The following is a 17,171-nucleotide window of genomic DNA, read 5'->3' on the forward strand; positions in this document are numbered from 1 at the left end:
TTCTGGGGGAGGGCGTGGGCCTGCGGCTCCTGTGCCTGGGTCCGGCTGGTACACCGATGCCAACGGGTAGGTCGACGACGGTGCCGTCCTCACCTGCTTCGAGGTGAGGACGGCGTTTTGAGGACACGTAGGACAGGCGGCGCGTTACGCGTCCTGCCCTTGGCTCGCCAGCAGCGGTTCCTGACGGATTCCGCCCGGGGTCAGGTTCCATGCCTCGACTGTGAAATCGCTGCTGCCCGTGCCTGTCGTGCGGGCCTGCAGTCGCCAGGGTCCCTCGGCGAGTGGATAGAACCTGAGGGTGAGGACCCGGCCGTCGCCGAGATAGACCTCGGCGATCGAACGGTCCACGATCACGCGTAGCTCCACGGGGGTGCCGGTCGTCGCGGCTGGGCACGGGACGGCATATGAGCCTCCTCGTGCCCTCGCGTCCAGTGACGCGTGGCTGCGGTCCACGGTGAGCCGGCCGGTGGTGGGATCGAGGCTGATATCGAGGTACTCGGTGTCGTCCGCGGCGGTGACCAGGCGCAGGCCGCTGGTGCCGGTGGTGTCCGGGGTCAGGACGGCAGTGAGGTCGAAGGTGCGGCTGACCTGGCCGAGTTCGGCGGCCCCGGACTGTGTGACGTGCCCGGTGCGGTGCAGTACGCGTTCGCCGCGCAGCGCGAGCAGTTCGCGAGCGGGGCGTTGGACGACCGTTCCGTCGGCGGCGAGGGTCACCTCGCGGGGGAGGGTGAGGGTGCCTGCCCAGCCTGCTTCATGCGCCCAGGCGTCGTCGCGGGCCTCCCACGCCCAGCCCCACAGCAGCCAGCGGTCCTCCCCCGGGGCCCTCAGCAGCGCGGGGGCGTAGAAGTCGGGGCCGTGATCCAGCGGCACCGGGGCCGCGGTCGCCGTGAAGCGTCCGTCCTGCTCGCGGCCGGTGTGGACGGTCGTGTGGCTGGGGCCGCCCTGCGGGGTCCAGTCGCTGATGATCAGGACGCCGCTGTCGCCGAGGGGCGCGTACTGGGGGCACTCCCATCCGACCGGGCCGGAGTCGGCCGCGGCATCGCTGACGTGGAAGAGGCCGCGGTACTCCCAGTGCTCCAGGTCGTCGGACTCGTACAGCTGCGCCGCGGCGCGGTTGTCGGCGAGAGCCGAGCCGACCAGCATCCGCCAGCGGCCGTCCTGCTGCCAGACGTAGGGGTCCCGATACATGGTGGTGTCGGCGGGCGGCTCGGGGATGAGCAGCTCCGGGCGTTTGGCCCAGGTGATTCCGCCGTCGTACGACTCGGCGGTGGTCACCGGCTGCCACCAGCGATCGGTGCGGTGGGCCGAGTAGAAGGCCACCATGCGGCCGTCGTCGGAGACCGCGTTTCCGGAGAAGCAGCCGTCGGCGTCGTAGCCGCCGGGGGTGGGGGCGAGGGCCACCGGGAGAGGTTCCCAGTTGATCAGGTCGGGGCTGCGGTAGTGGCCCCAGTGCACGTTCGAATGCCGCGGGCCGTACGGGTTGTACTGGAAGAAGACGTGGTAGTGGCCGTCGTGGAAGACCAGCCCGTTGGGGTCGTTGATCCAGTTGAGCGGGGGGCGCAGATGCATGGCCGGAAGGTGGGGGTCAGCAGGCGGCGGGGACACACGGGGCCTTTCTTGGGGTGCGTGAAGCACACGGGGAAGAAGAGGGGTGGAGAAACGCGGTGCGTTGCGCGGGCGCGGGTTCAGCCCTTCACGCCCGTCGACGCGATGCTGTTCACGAACGACCGCTGGAACGCCACGAACAGGGCGAGAATCGGCACGGTGATCATGGAGGAGTAGGCCATGATCTGGCCCCAGCCCACGTTGAGTTGGAAGAAGTAGGAGATGCCCACCATCACCGGCCGCAGGTTCTCGCTCTGCACGACCATCAGCGGCCACAGGTAGGAGTTCCAGGCGGGCAGGAAAGTGAGGATGGCGACGGTGGCGACGGCCGGGCCGGACAGGGGCATGACGATGCGCCGGTAGATGGTGAACCAGCCGGCGCCGTCCACGATCGCCGCCTCGTCGATCTCCTTGGGGATGCTCTGGAAGTACTGGTGGAAGAAGAAGATCGAGAAGGCGTTGGCGATGAACGGCACGATCTGGACCTGGTAGGTGTCCATCCAGCCGGTGGTCCACTCCAGGTGGAAGCCGTTGACGCGGAGCAGCGGCAGTTGGTTGACCCACCACACCAGCGGCAGTGCGAAGGTCTCGAACGGCACGATGAGGGTGGCGATGATGCCAGTGAGGAGGAGCTTGCGGCCGGGCCAGCGCATACGGGACAGGGCGAAGGCGGCCATGCTGTTGACGATGATGCCGAGCATGACGGTGATCGAGGAGATCAGTACGGAGTTCAGCAGGAATTGTGCCGCCGGGACTCGCTCGAACACGGCCGTGTAGTTGTCCAGCGACAGGGCGCCGACCGGCAGGAAGGCGCGCAGGGAGCCCAGGTCGCTGAAGATCTGGTCGTCCGGTTTGAACGACGAGATCAGCATGAAGACGAGTGGGAGCGCGAAGACCAGGGCCAGGACGACACGGCCGACGTGACCGCCGAGGTGCTTGAGGACGGAGGTCATGTCAGTCCTTCTCCCGGGTCAGGAATCGCTGGACGAGGGACACGGCCAGCACGAGCACGAAGAAGATCAGCGAGGTGGCCGCGGCGTACGCGGTCTGCTGCTGGTCGTAGCCGGTGTGCACGGCCTGGTAGACGACGGTGGTGGTGGAGTCGAGCGGGCCGCCTTGCGTCATCACCCTGATCTGGGTGAAGAGGCTGAACGCCGCGATGGTGATGGTGACCAGCACGAAGGTGCGGGTGGCGCGCAGTCCTGGCCAGGTGACGTGGCGGAAGCGGTGCCAGCGGGTGGCCCCGTCCAGGTCGGCGGCCTCGTACAGCTCGGCGGGGATGGTCTGGAGACCGGCCAGCCAGATGATCATGTGGAAGCCGACGCCCTGCCACACCGACATCAGGATGATGGCGGGCATGGCGGTGTCCGGGTTGCCCAGCCAGTCCGGGCCGTCGACGTGTCCGAGGGTGAGCACCGAGATCACGTGGTTGACCAGGCCGTCCTGCCGGTAGAGGAAGGTCCACAGGAGGGACACGACGACCATCGAGGTGACGACCGGCAGGAAGTAGACGGTGCGGAAGAAGTTGACGCCCCGCACCTTCGCGTTGACCAGCAGCGCCAGCACCAGGGCGAGCCCGGCCTGCAGCGGGACGACGACGGCGGCGAAGTACGCCGTGTTGCGCAGGGACTTGTAGAAGACCGGGTCTTCGAAGAGCTGGGTGAAGTTGCGAAGGCCCACGAAGCGGGCCGGGGTGGGTGAGATCAGCCTCGCGTCGGTGAACGCCAGGGCGAAGGCGAGGGCGACCGGTACGACGAGGAAGACGATCAGCAGCACGACGGCCGGGGTGGCCATGCCGACGGCGGTGAGGCTCTCACGGCGGCGTGCGTTGGTCCTTCGGGTTCGCCGGACCGGACGCAGCCGCTCAAGGGCTGCGATCATGGTGGTCACGGTAGCTCCAGGGGGGAGCCGGTCCGGTTCGGGCGCGCGAGGAGGCGCGGTCGGGGCCCGAACCGGGCCGGAGCGGGGTCAGCCGGCGTTGTAGTTGTTCGTCTTCAGGTTGTTGTCGATGTCCTTCGCCGCCTGACCCAGAGCGTTCTTGGGATCGGCGCCGGACAGGATGTCCTGGGCCGCCTTCTCGAACTCGGTGGAGATGAAGGGGTAGGCGGGGGTCACCGGGCGTACCTCCGCGTACTTGCGCGCGAACTGGACGAGCTCGTTGAACTTCCCGCCCGGCTGGTAGCCGTCGATCTGCTTCGCGGCGGCCTCGGTGCCCGGGAGAGTGCCGGTGGCCTTGGCGTAGTCGACGAAGTACTTGGTCTGGCGGGAGAACTTCAGCCACGCCTGCGCGCCGTCCTTGTTGGAGCAGCTGGAGCTCATCGCCCACTGCCAGGAGGCGCCGCCGATCTTGGGACCGCGGCCGAAGTCGACCGGCGGGATGATCGCCAGGTCGTCGCCGAGCTTGTCGGCGTTCTTGGTCGCGTTCCAGCTGCCGTCCCACTGGATGGCGCTCTTGCCGGCCAGGAAGTCCTTGTTGGGGTCGGCGCCGGACTTCTTGGACATGTAGCCCTTGGCCACCAGCGATCGGAACCAGGTAGCCCATTCCACGGACTTCTTGCCGTCGAGGGTGCCGGAGGCGGTCTTGTAGCCGTCGCGGTTGACCAGGTCACCGCCGAAGCTCTGCAGCTGCGGGGAGTACGCGTACGACCACCACTCACCGGTGCCGCCGGTGCCCATCTCCAGCGGGTACTTGAACTTCCCGCTCTTCTTCAGCTGGGCGAGCGCCGCGTCGAACTCGGTCTTCGTCCACGGTTTGTCCATGGTGGGGATGCGGATGTCGTTCTCGTTCAGCACCGACTTGCGGGCGAAGAAGGCCAGGGACACGTCGTAGAAGCCGAAGCCGTAGACCTTGTCCTTGTAGCGGCCGACGGTGCTGGGCAGCTGGTCGGACAGCGGTACCTCGCTGCCGGAGACGTCGATCGGGGCGAGGTAGCCGCCCCACGCCCAGTTCGCCACGTTGGGCCCGTCCACGTCGAGCAGGCACGGCAGCTTGCGGGCCGAGGCGGCAGCGACGACGGAGTTGTTGTAGTCGCTCTGCGGGAACGCCTGGAGCTTGACCTTGTACTTGCTCTGGGAGCCGTTGAAGTCCTTGATGATCTTCTTGACAACGTCAAGTTCCGTCGAGTTGCCGGCGTTGTGCGTCCACAGGGTCAGTGTGTCGCCGTCGGCTCCGGACGTGCTGCCGCCGCTGCCGGTCGCGCATCCGGCGACCAGCGCGGTCGCCGCTGCCACGGCTACACTCGCTACTGCGAGGCGCCTGGTTCTGAACACCACGAGGGTTCCTCCATCTCACTGAGACGGGTCTTGCCGGACCCGCCTTGGCGACCGGTTGCGACGGTCGCTGTTCTTGGTGGTCGTCCCGCCGCCCGGAGGGTCAGTACTCCTGGCGGCGGGACAACCGTCTTCGGGCGCCCGGTGTCAGCCCCCGGCGGGGGCGCCGATGGAGGCACGTTCCCGCAGCGGCATGGGCACACGGTGGACGACTGCTTCGAGCGGCCCCCTGCGGAGAATCAGCTCCACGGCGAGTCGACCCAATCGGTAGTGCGGCAGCTTCAGCGTGGTGAGCGCCGGGCGCAGTACGGACGCGATGTCCTGGTCGTCGAAGGAGACCACCGACACGTCGCCGGGCACGGACAGACCCGCCTCGCCGAGCGCCTGGTAGGCGCCGAGGGACACCCGATCGGCCAGGCACACCAGCGCCCGGGGACGGTGACCCGCCGCGAGCAGCGCGGCCACCTCCCGGTAGCCGTCCCGCGTGTCCCAGTCGCACTCGATGACGCCGTCCAGGCGCGCGCCGCCCTCCCGCAGAACCTCCTCCAGACCGCGCATGCGCTCGTTGCCCGCGATGATCCCCTCGGGCGTGGCCGGGACGGCCTGGTGCCCGCCGATCGCCCAGATGCCCTCGGTGTGACCGGCCACGAGCAGGGCGCGGGCCGCGTCCCGGCCGGCCTCCAGCTCGTCCGGGACGACGGACGGCGCGTCGAAGCCGGGGGCGAGGCAGTTCAGCAGGACCACGCGGCGCCCGAACAGCTCCTTGGGCGGAGTGACGTACCGGGTGAACATGGAGGCGTAGATCACCGCGTCGACCTGGCGGTCCAGCAGCGCGTGGACCAGCGAGGACTCGGCGTCGCGATCGCCGCCCGCCTCAGTGATGAACAGCAGGTTGTCCCGTTCGCGGGCGGCCTCCATCGCGCCGCGGATCACCTCGCCCGCGAAGGGCGTCGTGGTGATCCGGTCCGAAACGAACCCGATGGTCTGCGTCGACTTCGTCCGCAGGCTGCGCGCGGTGACGTTCGGGCGGTAACCCAGCTCCTTCGCGGCATCCAGCACCTTCTGGCGGGAGGCATCGGAGATGCGCATGTCGGTGCGACCGGACAGGGCGAACGACGCGGTCGTCGGCGAGACGCCCGCATGGCGGGCGACATCGGCCATGGTCACACGACGTTCAGACACGCTGCTCAGCTCCGTTGTTAAATCGGATTAGCAAGTTGCGAAGAGATTGATGCGCCTGTGGTCGGATGTCAACACCGCAGACATCTCGAATGAGAAACCGGGGAGGTGTATGGCGATTTGTCTGCCTCTCTTGCATCCCCCAGGTAAAACGGTATGCATTAGCTCTTGCGTTAGCAGGGGCGCGGCGCGAACGATGCCGAGCCATCTCGCTTAAACCGATTTGGCAGAGCGTCAGACCTGCCGCGCACCATCCAGGAGCCCGCCCATGAGGAGAAGAACAGCCCTCACCGTCGTGTCCGCCGCCATCGGCGGGGCCGTCGTACCGCTCTCGCTCGCTTCCGCTTCCGCCGCCGCGGAGGGCCGACGCGGTCCCCAAAGTCCCACCGCCTGCTGGGACTTCGACGAGCGCGGCGGCACGGTCGCCCGGGAGGCGGTCTCGGGCTCCGCAGACCCCATCGACTACGTCTTCGAAGACGCCCGCTACAAGCCGGACACCGACCCCGTCCGGCGGCGCGGAGTGCGCGGCCGGGCGCTGTACTTCGACGGCTACTCCACCGTCGTCACCGCCAAGGGCCCCGGCAAGCTGGATCCCGCCCAGGGCCTGACCGTCGACGCGTGGATCGCCCCTTACGCCTACGAGCACGGCATCGACGGCAAACCCCAGGCCCTGGTCAACCAGCACAACCCGGACGCGAAGACCGGCTTCCTGCTCGGCCTGCGCCGCTTCGGCCGGATCGTCTTCCAACTCGGCTTCGGCACCGACCTGATCGAGGTCAAGGGAGACGCGGACAAGCCGGCCGCCAAGGGCCGATGGACCCACGTCGCGGCCAGCTACGACCCGGCCGCACACCAGCTGCGCCTCTACCGCGACGGCGGCCTCATCGGCACCGCCACCACTCCCGACAAGGCCCCCCGACTGGCGCCCGACGAGTCGCTGTTGATCGGCCGGCACAACCGGCCCACCCTGCTCAACGGGGAGTTCCACGCCAACATGTACATGGGCCTGATGGACAGCCTCGTCATCCGCCCCGGCACCCTGGACGACACCACCGCCCAGCAGGAGCACGCCGAGAGGGTCGCCGCGCTGCCGGGCAACCGCGTGCCCCGCCCGGACCTGACGTTGAACCGGTCCCGATTCGACGGCGACCGGCACCGCCCCCAGTTCCACATGCTGCCGCCCTGGCACTGGATGAACGAGCCGCACGCACCCGTGTACTTCAAGGGCAAGTACCACATCTTCTACCAGCACGATCCGCTCGGCCCGTTCTGGGGCCAGATCCACTGGGGACACGCCGTCAGCACCGACATGGTGCACTGGCGGGACATGCCCATAGCCCTCGCCCCGGCGGGGGACTCGGTCGGGCCGGACGGGATCTGGTCGGGCTCGGCGTACGTCGACGGCGACCGGGGGCCGGTGCTCTTCTTCACCGGAGGCGACGACCGGCTGCCCTACCGTCAGCGCACCGGGATGGCCGTGTCCTCGTACAAGACCGACCGCGACACGGACCTGCCCACCTGGACCATGAAGTCCGAGCCGGTCACCGAGGCCCCGGCCGGTCTCCCCGCCGGCCCCGGTACCGCGTGGGCGGAGAACTTCCGCGACCCGTTCGTCTGGGAGGAGGACGGCGTCTGGTATCAGCTGGTCGGCAGCGGCATCGTCGACTACAGCGGCGCCCAGGTCACCAGGAAGCACGGCGGAACCGCACTCGTCCACACCGCGCGCGGGCCCGAGGGACCCTGGACGTACCGGGGTCCGCTGAACTGGAACGACCTCGCGAAGGTCCCCGAGCCCGGAGAGGTCTGGGAACTGCCGGTGCTCCTGCCGCTCCCCGGCCCGAACGGCAAGCGCACCGGCAAGCACATCCTGCTGGTCAGCCCCTGGTGGGAGGCGTTCAACCCTGACGCCGTCAAGCACACCTACTACTGGATCGGCACCTTCGACAAGCGCGCGTTCCGCTTCGTGCCCGACCACGACAGGCCCCGCGAGTTCGACTTCGGCGAGCACTTCACCGGCCCGTCCGGCTTCGTCACCCCCGACGGCCGCTCGGTGCTCTTCAGCATCACCCAGGACCGCCGCAGCGAACAGCAGCACGCCCAGTCCGGCTGGGCCCACAACGCCGGTATGCCGGTCAGCGTCTCGCTGCGGCAGGACGGAACCCTCGGTGTCGAGCCGATCGAAGAGGCGGCCGGACTGCGGGGCCGACGGCTGGTCAAGATCCGTCAGGCGTCGGTGAAGGAGGCCGACCGCCAACTCGCCGGTGTCTCCGGTGACATGCTCGACATCGAGGCCGTCATCGAGCCCCGCGACGCCACGACCGTCACCCTGGCCGTCCGGGCGAGCGCCGACGGCAGTGAGCGGACTCTGCTCTCCTATGACACGAGCAAGCACCGCTTCTCCATCGACCGCGGCCGCTCCAGCCTCGACCCGGACGTCCGCAAGGGCATCCACGGCGGCACGGTCGAACTCGACGGCGAAAAGCTGAAGTTGAGAGTCCTGCTCGACCGTTCGATGCTGGAGGCGTACGTCAACGGCACCAACAGCCTCACCAGCCGCGTCTATCCGACCCGGAAGGACTCCACCGGCCTGCGGCTGACCAGCGAGGGCGGCTCCGCCCAGGTCGTCTCCCTGGACGTGTGGACCATGAACGGCGCCTACGACACATCCGTAGTGCCGGCCGCCTACGACCCGCCGCGCCCGACGAACGTCGACGCCCTTCCCAACCACGACTTCGCCACCGGCGACCTCACCGGATGGACCGTCGTCTCCGGCACCACCTTCGGCGACGCCAACGTGACCACCCGTACCGACTGGGGCTGGGGCGGACCCTTCTACCAGGCCGAGACGGCGGACGACCCGGACGGCCACCACCTGTGGGGCTACAACCCGAACGCGGGCGGCGACGACGCCACGGGCGTACTCCGCTCCGCCACCGTCGTCCTCGGCGGAGACGGCGTGGTCGACCTGCTCGTGTCCGGCGGCAACGACCTCGACCGGCTCTACGCCGCCGTCGTCCGTGCGGACGACGGCAAGCTGCTGGCCAAGGAAACCGGGCGTGGTGCCGAACAGTACCGCCGTGTCGTCTTCGACCTGTCCGAGCACATCGGCGAACGGATCTACGTCGAGGTCGTCGACAAGGCGACGGGCGGCTGGGGCCACATCAACGTCGACGACGTCAACGTGCCTGTCCAGCGCTCCTGACCACCTGCCCACCCACGTTCCATGCTCCCGGGGCCCTGCCGTGGGCCCGCGACCAGGAAACGCACTGATCAGCCTGCTCAACGCACCTCAACACATCACCGGAGGTATGCATGCGCACGCGTTCACCAGCGACATCCAGGACAGGGCCCCCGGGCAGCCTGCTACGCACACTGCTCGTCCTCGTGGCATGTCTCGGCATGACGACACCCCTCATGTCGGGACAGGCCGGCGCGAGCGACAGCACCCTGTCCAACCCCGGCTTCGAGAGGGGCGACCTGAGCGGTTGGAGCACCACAGGAACCGCCTTCCACGGATCCGTCACCAACCAGCCGGGCTGGGGATGGGGCTGCTGCTTCAACCAGCAGGACACCTACCACCTCTGGGGATTCGCGGGCGGCGGCGATGCCCCCACGGGCACCGTCACCTCCGAGCCGTTCACCCTGACCGGCACGGGAATGGTCAGCGTCCTGGTTTCCGGCGGACGCAACGGCGACCAGCTGTACGTGGCTTTGACGACACTGGACGGCACCGCCCTGCACAAGGCCACCGGCACCGACGACGAGGCGTACCGCCGCGTCACCTGGGACGCGCGGGAGCACCTGGGCGAGCAGTTACGCATCACGGCGGTCGACCAGGCCACCGGCGGCTGGGGACACATCAACCTGGACGACGTGAGAGTCGGCTTGGACAAGGCTCCGGACCCGGGCCTCGATGGACTCGCCGCCTACTGGGACTTCGCCGAGGGCCAGGGCACCGCGACCACGGAGCGGATCAGCCAGAGCACGGATCCCATCAGCTACGTCTTCAACAACGCGGTCTACAAGCCGAACAGCGACCCCCTGTGGCGTACCAAGCGACAGGAGGACGGCGTTCTCTCCGGCGCCCTCCTCTTCGACGGCTACTCCACCTGGGTCACCCGCGCCGCATCGCAAACGCAGCTCCCCACGGACGGCATGACCGTCGAAGCCTGGGTCGCACCACGCGCCTTCGAATGGGGCGACGAAGGCAAGCCCTCGGCCATCGTCAACCAGCAGGACAAGGCAGCACGCCGAGGATTCTCGCTCGGCGTCGGACGGCACGGCGTGTGGCAGTTCGGCATCGGCACCGGTGACGCCTGGTACGAGACTGCGGTCCCCCAGGCGGCGGCTCTGGCCGCGGGCAAGTGGGCGCACATCGCGGCGGCCTTCGCTCCGAGCGAGGGCACCATCACCCTCTACCTGAACGGCGAGCAGGTCGCCCGGACAGCCATCCCCACCACGGCCCGCCTGGCCAAGGCCGACGTTCCCCTGCTCATCGGCCGCCACAACCAGCCCGCCGTCATCAACGGCACCTTTGCCGTAAACATGTTCAACGGCCAGATCGACGAGGTGAAGGTCCACACGGACGCGCTCACCTCCGAATCCGTGCGGGCCGGCCACAAGCACGACATGCAGACATTCGCCGGGGGCAGCATCCCCGATGCCCGTATGGCCATGGACCGCTCACGCTACGACGGCGACCGCTACCGCCCGGGCTACCACTTCTCGGCCCCCAACCACTGGATGAACGAGCCCCACACCCCCATCCAGGTCAACGGCAAGTACCACCTCTTCTACCAGCACAACTCCCACGGCCCCTACTGGCACAACATCGGCTGGGGGCACGCGGTCAGCGAAGATCTGGTGCACTGGCGAGACCTACCCGTCGCCCTCGCCCCCACCGCGGGGAGTGTGGCACCCGAGGCGCCGTTGCGTTTGCGGTCACCGCGTCGGCGGCCCTGGGCCTCGCCGCGTGCGGGACGTCGGGGCCGTCCACGACCTCGTCGGCGAAGGGCCTGACGATGTGGGCGCTCAACGACCAGAGGGTGCCAGCGGGCTTTGCGGTGGAACGGTGTTGTGCGCAGTCCCAGCCTCGACAGCAACTCCAGCGCGCCGTCAGCGGTGCAGGGCGTACGACGAAAGTTCGCGTAGCGGGAACGCCCGGCCGAGCGCGTGACCAATAAGTCGGGCCGGCACTCGCGGCTGACTACTGGTCACCGATGCCGGTGCCGCCGCTCCTGGAGCCTCTTCATCTGCTCCTCGAAGAGTTTGTTGCGCCCCTGGGTCTTGTGGCGCGCTTTGCTGCTCTGCCCACCGTGGCCTTTGTGTAGCAGCTTGTCAGCCATGTCCTTGGCCCGCTGCCTCATCCCTTCTGCGCCCACGACCGCACCTCCGACATCGCTGTTGGTCCTCTCCCCAGACTTGCATCCGGTCAGGGTCCTCGCATCTGGTAGCGGCGTCACAGTGCCGCGTTCAAGGTGCCGATTTCCACGGTCCACCAGGCTCCTCACCCGCCGGGTCGAGGGCTTGGGCCAACCGCGCCAGCCCCGCCTGCCAGCAGATGGCATCAATGGCCTCAGCCAGCTGGTCACGCAGCACCCGGCCGCCGTCGTATCCCGGCGCCGGGGTCCAGACCGCTCTCTCCCAACCGCTCATACTCACCTCCACCGGGCGACCGCTCCGCCCTGGACACCTTCCGCCTGCGCCGGCGGCCACGATCGCCACCGCCGAACAGACCGCCATCCAGCACAACGTGCGATCACCGCCCAAACAACGGCAGTGTCAACGGCATCACACCATCGGCCCAGCCTGCACCCTGTGGAATGGCGCCTCCAGCCACTGGTGGCATGGCCTGTTGATCTCCGATGGCAGCGGGGCATCGTCCTTACCGGTCAAGGCGGGTGACCGCGACCTTGTCGGTAGCCGGCGCGACGCTGCGTCCGTTCAAGCCGTGCCCGCCTGACGTCGGTGATCTTCGTGGCGGACGGGGACGGTCTGCTGGACCTCTTCGGTGACGACGTACTTGCGCAGCCGGGCCCGGCCGACCTCCTGACGTTCGGTGCCGACGTGCAGCTGCTCTTCGGAGCGGGTCGTCGCGTCGTCACCGGTGGCTTCCGTCCCGGTGCCGGTGCCAGCGGTGCCGGTTTCGGCGTCGGTGCGGGCCCAGCCGCCGGTTCCGGCTGTTGGCCTGCTGCCATGCGGCGTCCCAGTCGATGCCGTAGCGCTCGTACAGGCGGTGTTCTTCGTCCTCGGACAGGTGGTCCCGGCGTCGACGTCGACGGTGGGAGCGTCCTTGACCTTGTCTTTGGAGTAGTGGACCTCCAGGTGGTCCTCGCCGATACCGGCGTCGTGGATGGGCGCGAACGACTCGCTGGTGCCGAACAGGCCGGTCTTGACGCTGACCCATTCCGGCTGGCCGGTGACGTCGTCGAGAGGACGTGCTTCGCGTCTCCGATCTTGTCGCCGTCTGTGTCGTAGACCGGGTGGCCCCTCGGGTGATCATCGCGATACTCCTTCTGCTGGCCCTCAGATCAGCTAGCCCTCGTAAACGTCATGAGACTCGCGAACCGGATCAATTCGTGCGCATCTGGGCTGTGGAGCATGCCGGGTGGGCGCGCGGATACCCGCCCGTCATGGCACGGAACGTCACCACGCGGAGGCAGGGGCGGCACAACGCAGCCGGCCAGGACGCAGAACCCGGGCGTGAGAGGCGCCCGGGACCGGATGAGCAGGTCGAGCGGCGGGCCCCGGACGAACCCACAAAGCTGCCTGGGCGTTCCTGGCGGGCGGTGCTGAATGGCACCGTCAAGGAGTTCAAGGACGATGAGCTGGCCGACCGGGCCGCAGCGCTGACCTACTATGGCGTGCTCTCCCTCTTCCCCGCGCTGCTGGTACTCGTCTCGCTGCTCGGGATCGCCGGTCAGTCGGCGACGCAGCAGGTGCTGGACAACCTCCAGAAACTCACCCCCGGATCGGCCCGCGACGTCGTCCGCGATGCCGTAACCCAGCTGCAGGGCCACGCGGGTATCGGCTCGGTCGTGGCGATCGTTGGCCTGGCGGTGGCGGTGTGGTCGGCATCCGGCTACGTCGCGGCGTTCATCCGTACCGCCAACGCTGTGTACGACACGCCGGAGGGGCGCCCGGTGTGGAAGGTGCTGCCCGTCCGTCTGGGCGTGACGGTGGCGCTGCTGGTGCTCGCGGTGGTCAGCGCACTGATCGTGGTGTTCACCGGCGGCCTGGCCCAGCACGCAGGTACCGCCCTGGGGGTCGGGGACACGGCGCTGACCGTGTGGTCGATCGCGAAGTGGCCGGTGCTGGTCGTGCTGGTCACGATCATGATGGCGATTCTGTTCTGGGCGACGCCGAACGTGAAGGGTCGTGGCTTCCGGTGGGTCACGCCCGGCAGCCTGCTGGCCCTGGTGATCTGGGTGATCGCGTCGGCCGGGTTCGCGTTCTACGTGGCGAACTTCGCCTCCTACAACAAGACCTACGGCACCCTCGCCGGTGTGATCGTGTTCCTGGTGTGGCTGTGGATCAGCAACATCGCGATCCTGCTCGGCCTGGAGTTCGACGCGGAGATGGCCCGCCAGCGCGCCGTCGCCGGTGGTCTGCCCGAGGACGAAGAGCCCTATGTCCCGCCCCGCGACACCCGCGCGTGGAGCGAGGAGGACCGGCGCCGCCTCGCATGAGGTATCTGCCGAGGCCATCGAGTTAGGCGCTGCTCAGACCGGGAAGTCGCAGGTCATGAGAGTGCTGGCGGATCTTCGTGAGGGTGATCGCCGATTGACGCGGTGGGCGGCGTCGTGGCGGTCGGGCTGCGTACGACGGGTCCTGCCGGCGGCGGAGGAGAGTGCCGAGCACACCAAGCTGTGGTGCGGTGCCGCCGCGGCGCTGTCCGTCACCGGGTGGCGGGGCCGCCGGGCTGCGACCGCCGGCCTGTGGATCGCGCACGAGGAGGTCCACGACCGCCCCGACTCCTTGTCCTTCCCTTCCGGACACACCGCCGCAGCCGGGGCGTTCAGCGCCGCGGTGGCAGCGGCGTGGCCCTGGGCGGGCGCGGTGTGTGGTGCCGGCCGTCCTGGCGGCCGCCGAACGCGTGCACACGGGCGCCCACCACCCCTCCGACGTCGCCGTCGGCGCCGCGATCGGCCTGGCCGCAGCCGCCTCGGTGCATTGTGCTCCGCGCCTGGCGGTGCGCTTGCTGCGATGACAGCCACAAGCCACCGAAACCGCAGGTCCGCCGGTTGGCGCACCCGCATCCGGGTACCGGGACCCGGTGAGGCGGGCGTGGGCCGTCCAACGGCACAAGTCGTCGCCTGCATCCAGGCGACGGCTGTTACCGGCAGCTGAGAAAGGCGGCGATCCGTCATGAGTACGCAAGATTCCCACCGCGGCCCGAGCGGCTCGCAGGAGCCGGTCGGTGATCTGGTCCAGCGGGCCTCCCAGCAGCTGACGGAGCTGGTCCGCGGGGAGATGCGGCTGGCGCAGGCGGAAATGAAGGAGAAGGGCAAGCGGTATGGCAAGGGCGGCGGCCTGTTCGGCGGGGCCGGTCTGGTCGGCTTCCTGACAGCGCAGGCCCTGGTCGCCACCGCCATCGCAGCCTTGGCTGTTCCCCTCCCGGTGTGGGCCGCGGCCCTGATCGTCACCGCCGTTCTCGGCGTGATCACCGCGGTGCTCGCCCTGACGGGCAAGAAGGAGGTCAGCCAGGCCGCACCGTCGGCACCCGAGCAGACCATCGACAGCGTCAAGGCCGATGTGGCCGAGATCAAGGAGAGTGCACAGCGATGACCCAGTCACCCCACGACGAGTCCACCGCCTCCAGCACCGAAGAGCTGCGGGAGCAGGTCGAGCAGACCCGCCACGAGCTCGGGGAGACGGTCGAGGACCTGGCCGCCAAGACGGACGTCAAGTCCCGCGCCCAGGAGAAGGCGACTGCTGTCCAGGAACAGGTGGGCGTGCTGACGGAGCAGGCGGGCGCCAAGGCCGCGGAACTGACCGGGCAGGTCAAGGTGAAGGCTGCCGAGGCCGCGCACCTGGTGCAGGAAAAGCTGCCCGACCCGGTCAAGGACAAGGCCACCGCAGCCGCCGAGCAGGTGAAGGCCAAGGCCGGACAGGCGGGTCAGGTGTGGCAGGAGAAGGCACCCGAACCGGTCCGCGTCAAAGCCCAGCAGAGTGCCCAGGCCGCCCGCGACAACCGCACTGCGCTGATCGTGGCCGGCGGCGTGGCGGTGGCCGCCTGGCTCCTGCTGCGCCGCCAGGGCGGGAGGTAGCGGTGAAGGCATCGAAAGTCGCCTACAAGCCGGTCGGCATGGCGCTCGGCGCGCTCAGCGGCGTGGTCGCCGGCGGCCTGTTCAAGCAGGTGTGGAAGAAGAAGCTCGGCCGTGACGAGGACGCCCTGGACGTAACCGACGATGCCTGGACCCAGAACGCCTCGCCGCCGCCCTGCTGGCCCGCCTCGGCGTGACCGGCGGAGCCCGCGTAGACATCGCCCTGATCATCGTGCGCCAATGAAGCCCTCAGCGGGAGGTCGCGGAGTTACCCGGTCCGAACGACCGGCTGACCGTGCGCGATCGGCAGCGGTGCAGGCCGACGGGCGGGTTTCCGGGTGAAGCGCGGTTCTCCAGCATGTTGGAGGCTCAGCCGTCGAGCGTCTCGGTGACCTGCGGTGGCTGCCGCACCTGGTTAAGCGGCGCGGGCGACCCGCCGGTGCTCAGACTCGTTGCCGCCTGACTGCGCTTGGGAGCCCAGGTGCGGGACGAGGGACAGGTGGCGCCTGGGCATGGCGTGGCGCGCGGACTGTGGGGGCGCGAGTCGCCTGAGCAGCCACTCCTCTTAGCGGCCGAGCGCAAGTACCAGGCACAGCAGCCCCGGGGGCAGCACGAAGACGGAGAAGACCACGACAACTCCTCGTGAAGGACGGCTCCTCGGGTTCGGGTAGCCCCGCCCGTCCAGACGGAAAGCCTGGTCGCGTGGAGGAAGTGTGGTGGCCATGTGTGGACGCATGTCTGACGGCTTGCTGACGATAGACGGCAGGCGTGCAATCGCCGCTGCGGTGCAGGCGTGAAGGATGAGGTGCGTCATCTACCGCGAGTCAGCGGGCGAGCCGGAGCAGGTGGACTGCCGACAGGTCGACGGTGGCCGTGCGGCGGTGCTGGACAGTCTGAAACGGGTGGGGGAAGGCGAGTTCTGCTGGGTGCATCTGGACGATCCCGGCCCAGGCGATCTGCAAGAACTGGCGGGCCCTCTGGGGCTGCATCCGCTGGCGGTCGAGGACGCCGGCGAGGCGCACCAGCGGCCCAAGCGGGAGCGTTACGGGGACGTGCTTGTCGTCGCGTTGAAGACCTTGTGGTACGTCAGGGACGGCTGCGAGGTGGAGACCGGCGAGGTGATGGTCTTCACCGGACCCCGGTTCGCCCTGACCGTCCGTCATGGACCGGCCGACCCCACCGGCGAGGCGGCCCGGCGGCTCGGTGAGGTTCCGCAGATGCTGCGGTTCGGACCCGTCGCCGTGCTGCACGCCGTCCTGGACACGGTGGTCGACTCCTATACCGAGGCCGCCGTCCAGGTCCGTACCGACCTGACCGCGCTGGAGCGGCGCGTGTTCTCCCCGGAGCGCGAGGACTTCACCGAGCCGATTTACTCGCTCAAACGGGAGGTCCTGGAATTCCGCGACGCCGTCCAGCCCTTGGTTCCGGTCGTGCAGGACTTCGTCGGCCCCCACGCCGGGTGGCCCGAGGAGATGCTGCCGTACTTCCGCGACGTCGCCGACCACATGCACCGCACCGACACCGAAGTGCGCTCCCTGGACGAGCTGCTCAACTCCGCCCTCGACGCCCACCTCGCACGGGTGGGAACCTGGCAGAACGACGACATGCGCCGCATCTCCGCCTGGGCCGCGATCCTGGCCACCCCGACCCTCGTCGCCGGCATCTACGGCATGAACTTCGCCCACATGCCGGAACTGAGCTGGACGTACGGATACCCGCTCGCCATCACCCTGATGGTCGGCGCCGCCGCCCTGCTGCACCGGACCTTCCGCCGCAACGGCTGGCTATGAACGCCAGGCACCGCTGTCGGTCGACGAACGCGAGGCGACACCACTGCCGGCGCCGCCCTCA

General features: G+C 68.9%; 13 protein-coding genes and 1 pseudogene. 8 read left to right on the plus strand and 6 right to left on the minus strand.

The genetic code is table 11. The features are described 5' to 3' along the window. Positions 1-144: 144 nt before the first annotated feature. The 5 genes from KUM49_RS23895 to KUM49_RS23915 form a co-directional block, all read right to left on the minus strand. Positions 145-1,569, minus strand: coding sequence for a glycoside hydrolase family 32 protein (locus KUM49_RS23895; RefSeq protein ID WP_254401698.1), 1,425 nt, complete (start codon positions 1,567-1,569; stop codon positions 145-147). A gap of 116 nt (positions 1,570-1,685) precedes the next feature. Next, positions 1,686-2,558 carry a carbohydrate ABC transporter permease gene (locus KUM49_RS23900; protein ID WP_217238971.1) on the minus strand — a complete coding sequence of 291 codons (873 nt, stop codon included), beginning with the start codon at positions 2,556-2,558 and terminating at the stop codon, positions 1,686-1,688. 1 nt (position 2,559) lies between these two features. Beyond that, complete coding sequence (locus KUM49_RS23905) at positions 2,560-3,486, minus strand: carbohydrate ABC transporter permease (RefSeq protein ID WP_254401699.1); 927 nt, start codon at positions 3,484-3,486, stop codon at positions 2,560-2,562. Positions 3,487-3,573: 87 nt separating this feature from the next. Continuing rightward, entirely contained in the window at positions 3,574-4,836 is a 1,263-nt protein-coding gene (locus KUM49_RS23910; protein ID WP_308406710.1) for a sugar ABC transporter substrate-binding protein, read from the minus strand. A 186-nt stretch (positions 4,837-5,022) separates the two neighbouring features. Beyond that, entirely contained in the window at positions 5,023-6,057 is a 1,035-nt protein-coding gene (locus KUM49_RS23915; RefSeq protein ID WP_308406711.1) for a LacI family DNA-binding transcriptional regulator, read from the minus strand. Between the two features lie 265 nt (positions 6,058-6,322). On the opposite strand from KUM49_RS23915, the gene KUM49_RS23920 reads away from it, so the two are divergent. Both KUM49_RS23920 and KUM49_RS23925 read left to right on the plus strand, forming a co-directional pair. Further along, positions 6,323-9,256, plus strand: coding sequence for a GH32 C-terminal domain-containing protein (locus tag KUM49_RS23920; RefSeq protein ID WP_217238974.1), 2,934 nt, complete (start codon positions 6,323-6,325; stop codon positions 9,254-9,256). Between the two features lie 197 nt (positions 9,257-9,453). Then, positions 9,454-11,073 (plus strand): LamG domain-containing protein, encoded by a 1,620-nt coding sequence (locus KUM49_RS23925; protein WP_217238975.1) that lies wholly within the window; start codon positions 9,454-9,456, stop codon positions 11,071-11,073. Positions 11,074-12,018: 945 nt separating this feature from the next. On the opposite strand, the pseudogene KUM49_RS23930 reads toward KUM49_RS23925, so the two are convergent. Beyond that, positions 12,019-12,539 (minus strand): annotated as a pseudogene (locus tag KUM49_RS23930) (PRC and DUF2382 domain-containing protein); the annotation flags it as partial. Positions 12,540-12,686: 147 nt separating this feature from the next. Between KUM49_RS23930 and KUM49_RS23935 the strand changes: the two are divergent. From KUM49_RS23935 to KUM49_RS23960, 6 genes are all read left to right on the plus strand, one after another. Further along, positions 12,687-13,742 carry a YihY/virulence factor BrkB family protein gene (locus tag KUM49_RS23935; RefSeq protein ID WP_217238976.1) on the plus strand — a complete coding sequence of 352 codons (1,056 nt, stop codon included), beginning with the start codon at positions 12,687-12,689 and terminating at the stop codon, positions 13,740-13,742. A 407-nt stretch (positions 13,743-14,149) separates the two neighbouring features. After that, on the plus strand, positions 14,150-14,263 hold the full coding sequence (locus tag KUM49_RS48550; protein ID WP_308406734.1) for a hypothetical protein: 114 nt from the start codon (positions 14,150-14,152) through the stop codon (positions 14,261-14,263). 158 nt (positions 14,264-14,421) lie between these two features. Further along, a complete protein-coding gene (locus KUM49_RS23945) occupies positions 14,422-14,841 on the plus strand; it encodes a phage holin family protein (RefSeq protein ID WP_217238977.1) in 420 nt (139 codons plus the stop codon). After that, positions 14,838-15,323, plus strand: coding sequence for a DUF3618 domain-containing protein (locus KUM49_RS23950; protein ID WP_217238978.1), 486 nt, complete (start codon positions 14,838-14,840; stop codon positions 15,321-15,323). The genes KUM49_RS23945 and KUM49_RS23950 overlap by 4 nt, the downstream gene beginning before the upstream one ends. Positions 15,324-15,325: 2 nt before the next feature. Further along, the gene (locus KUM49_RS50765) at positions 15,326-15,517 is read left to right on the plus strand and encodes a DUF4235 domain-containing protein (RefSeq protein ID WP_217238979.1); all 192 of its coding nucleotides are present in this window, start codon (positions 15,326-15,328) and stop codon (positions 15,515-15,517) included. A gap of 603 nt (positions 15,518-16,120) precedes the next feature. Next, positions 16,121-17,110 (plus strand): magnesium and cobalt transport protein CorA, encoded by a 990-nt coding sequence (locus KUM49_RS23960; RefSeq protein WP_217238980.1) that lies wholly within the window; start codon positions 16,121-16,123, stop codon positions 17,108-17,110. Positions 17,111-17,171: the final 61 nt, after the last annotated feature.

This window comes from Streptomyces sp. AC555_RSS877, from assembly GCF_019049245.1.
GTDB lineage: Bacteria > Actinomycetota > Actinomycetes > Streptomycetales > Streptomycetaceae > Streptomyces.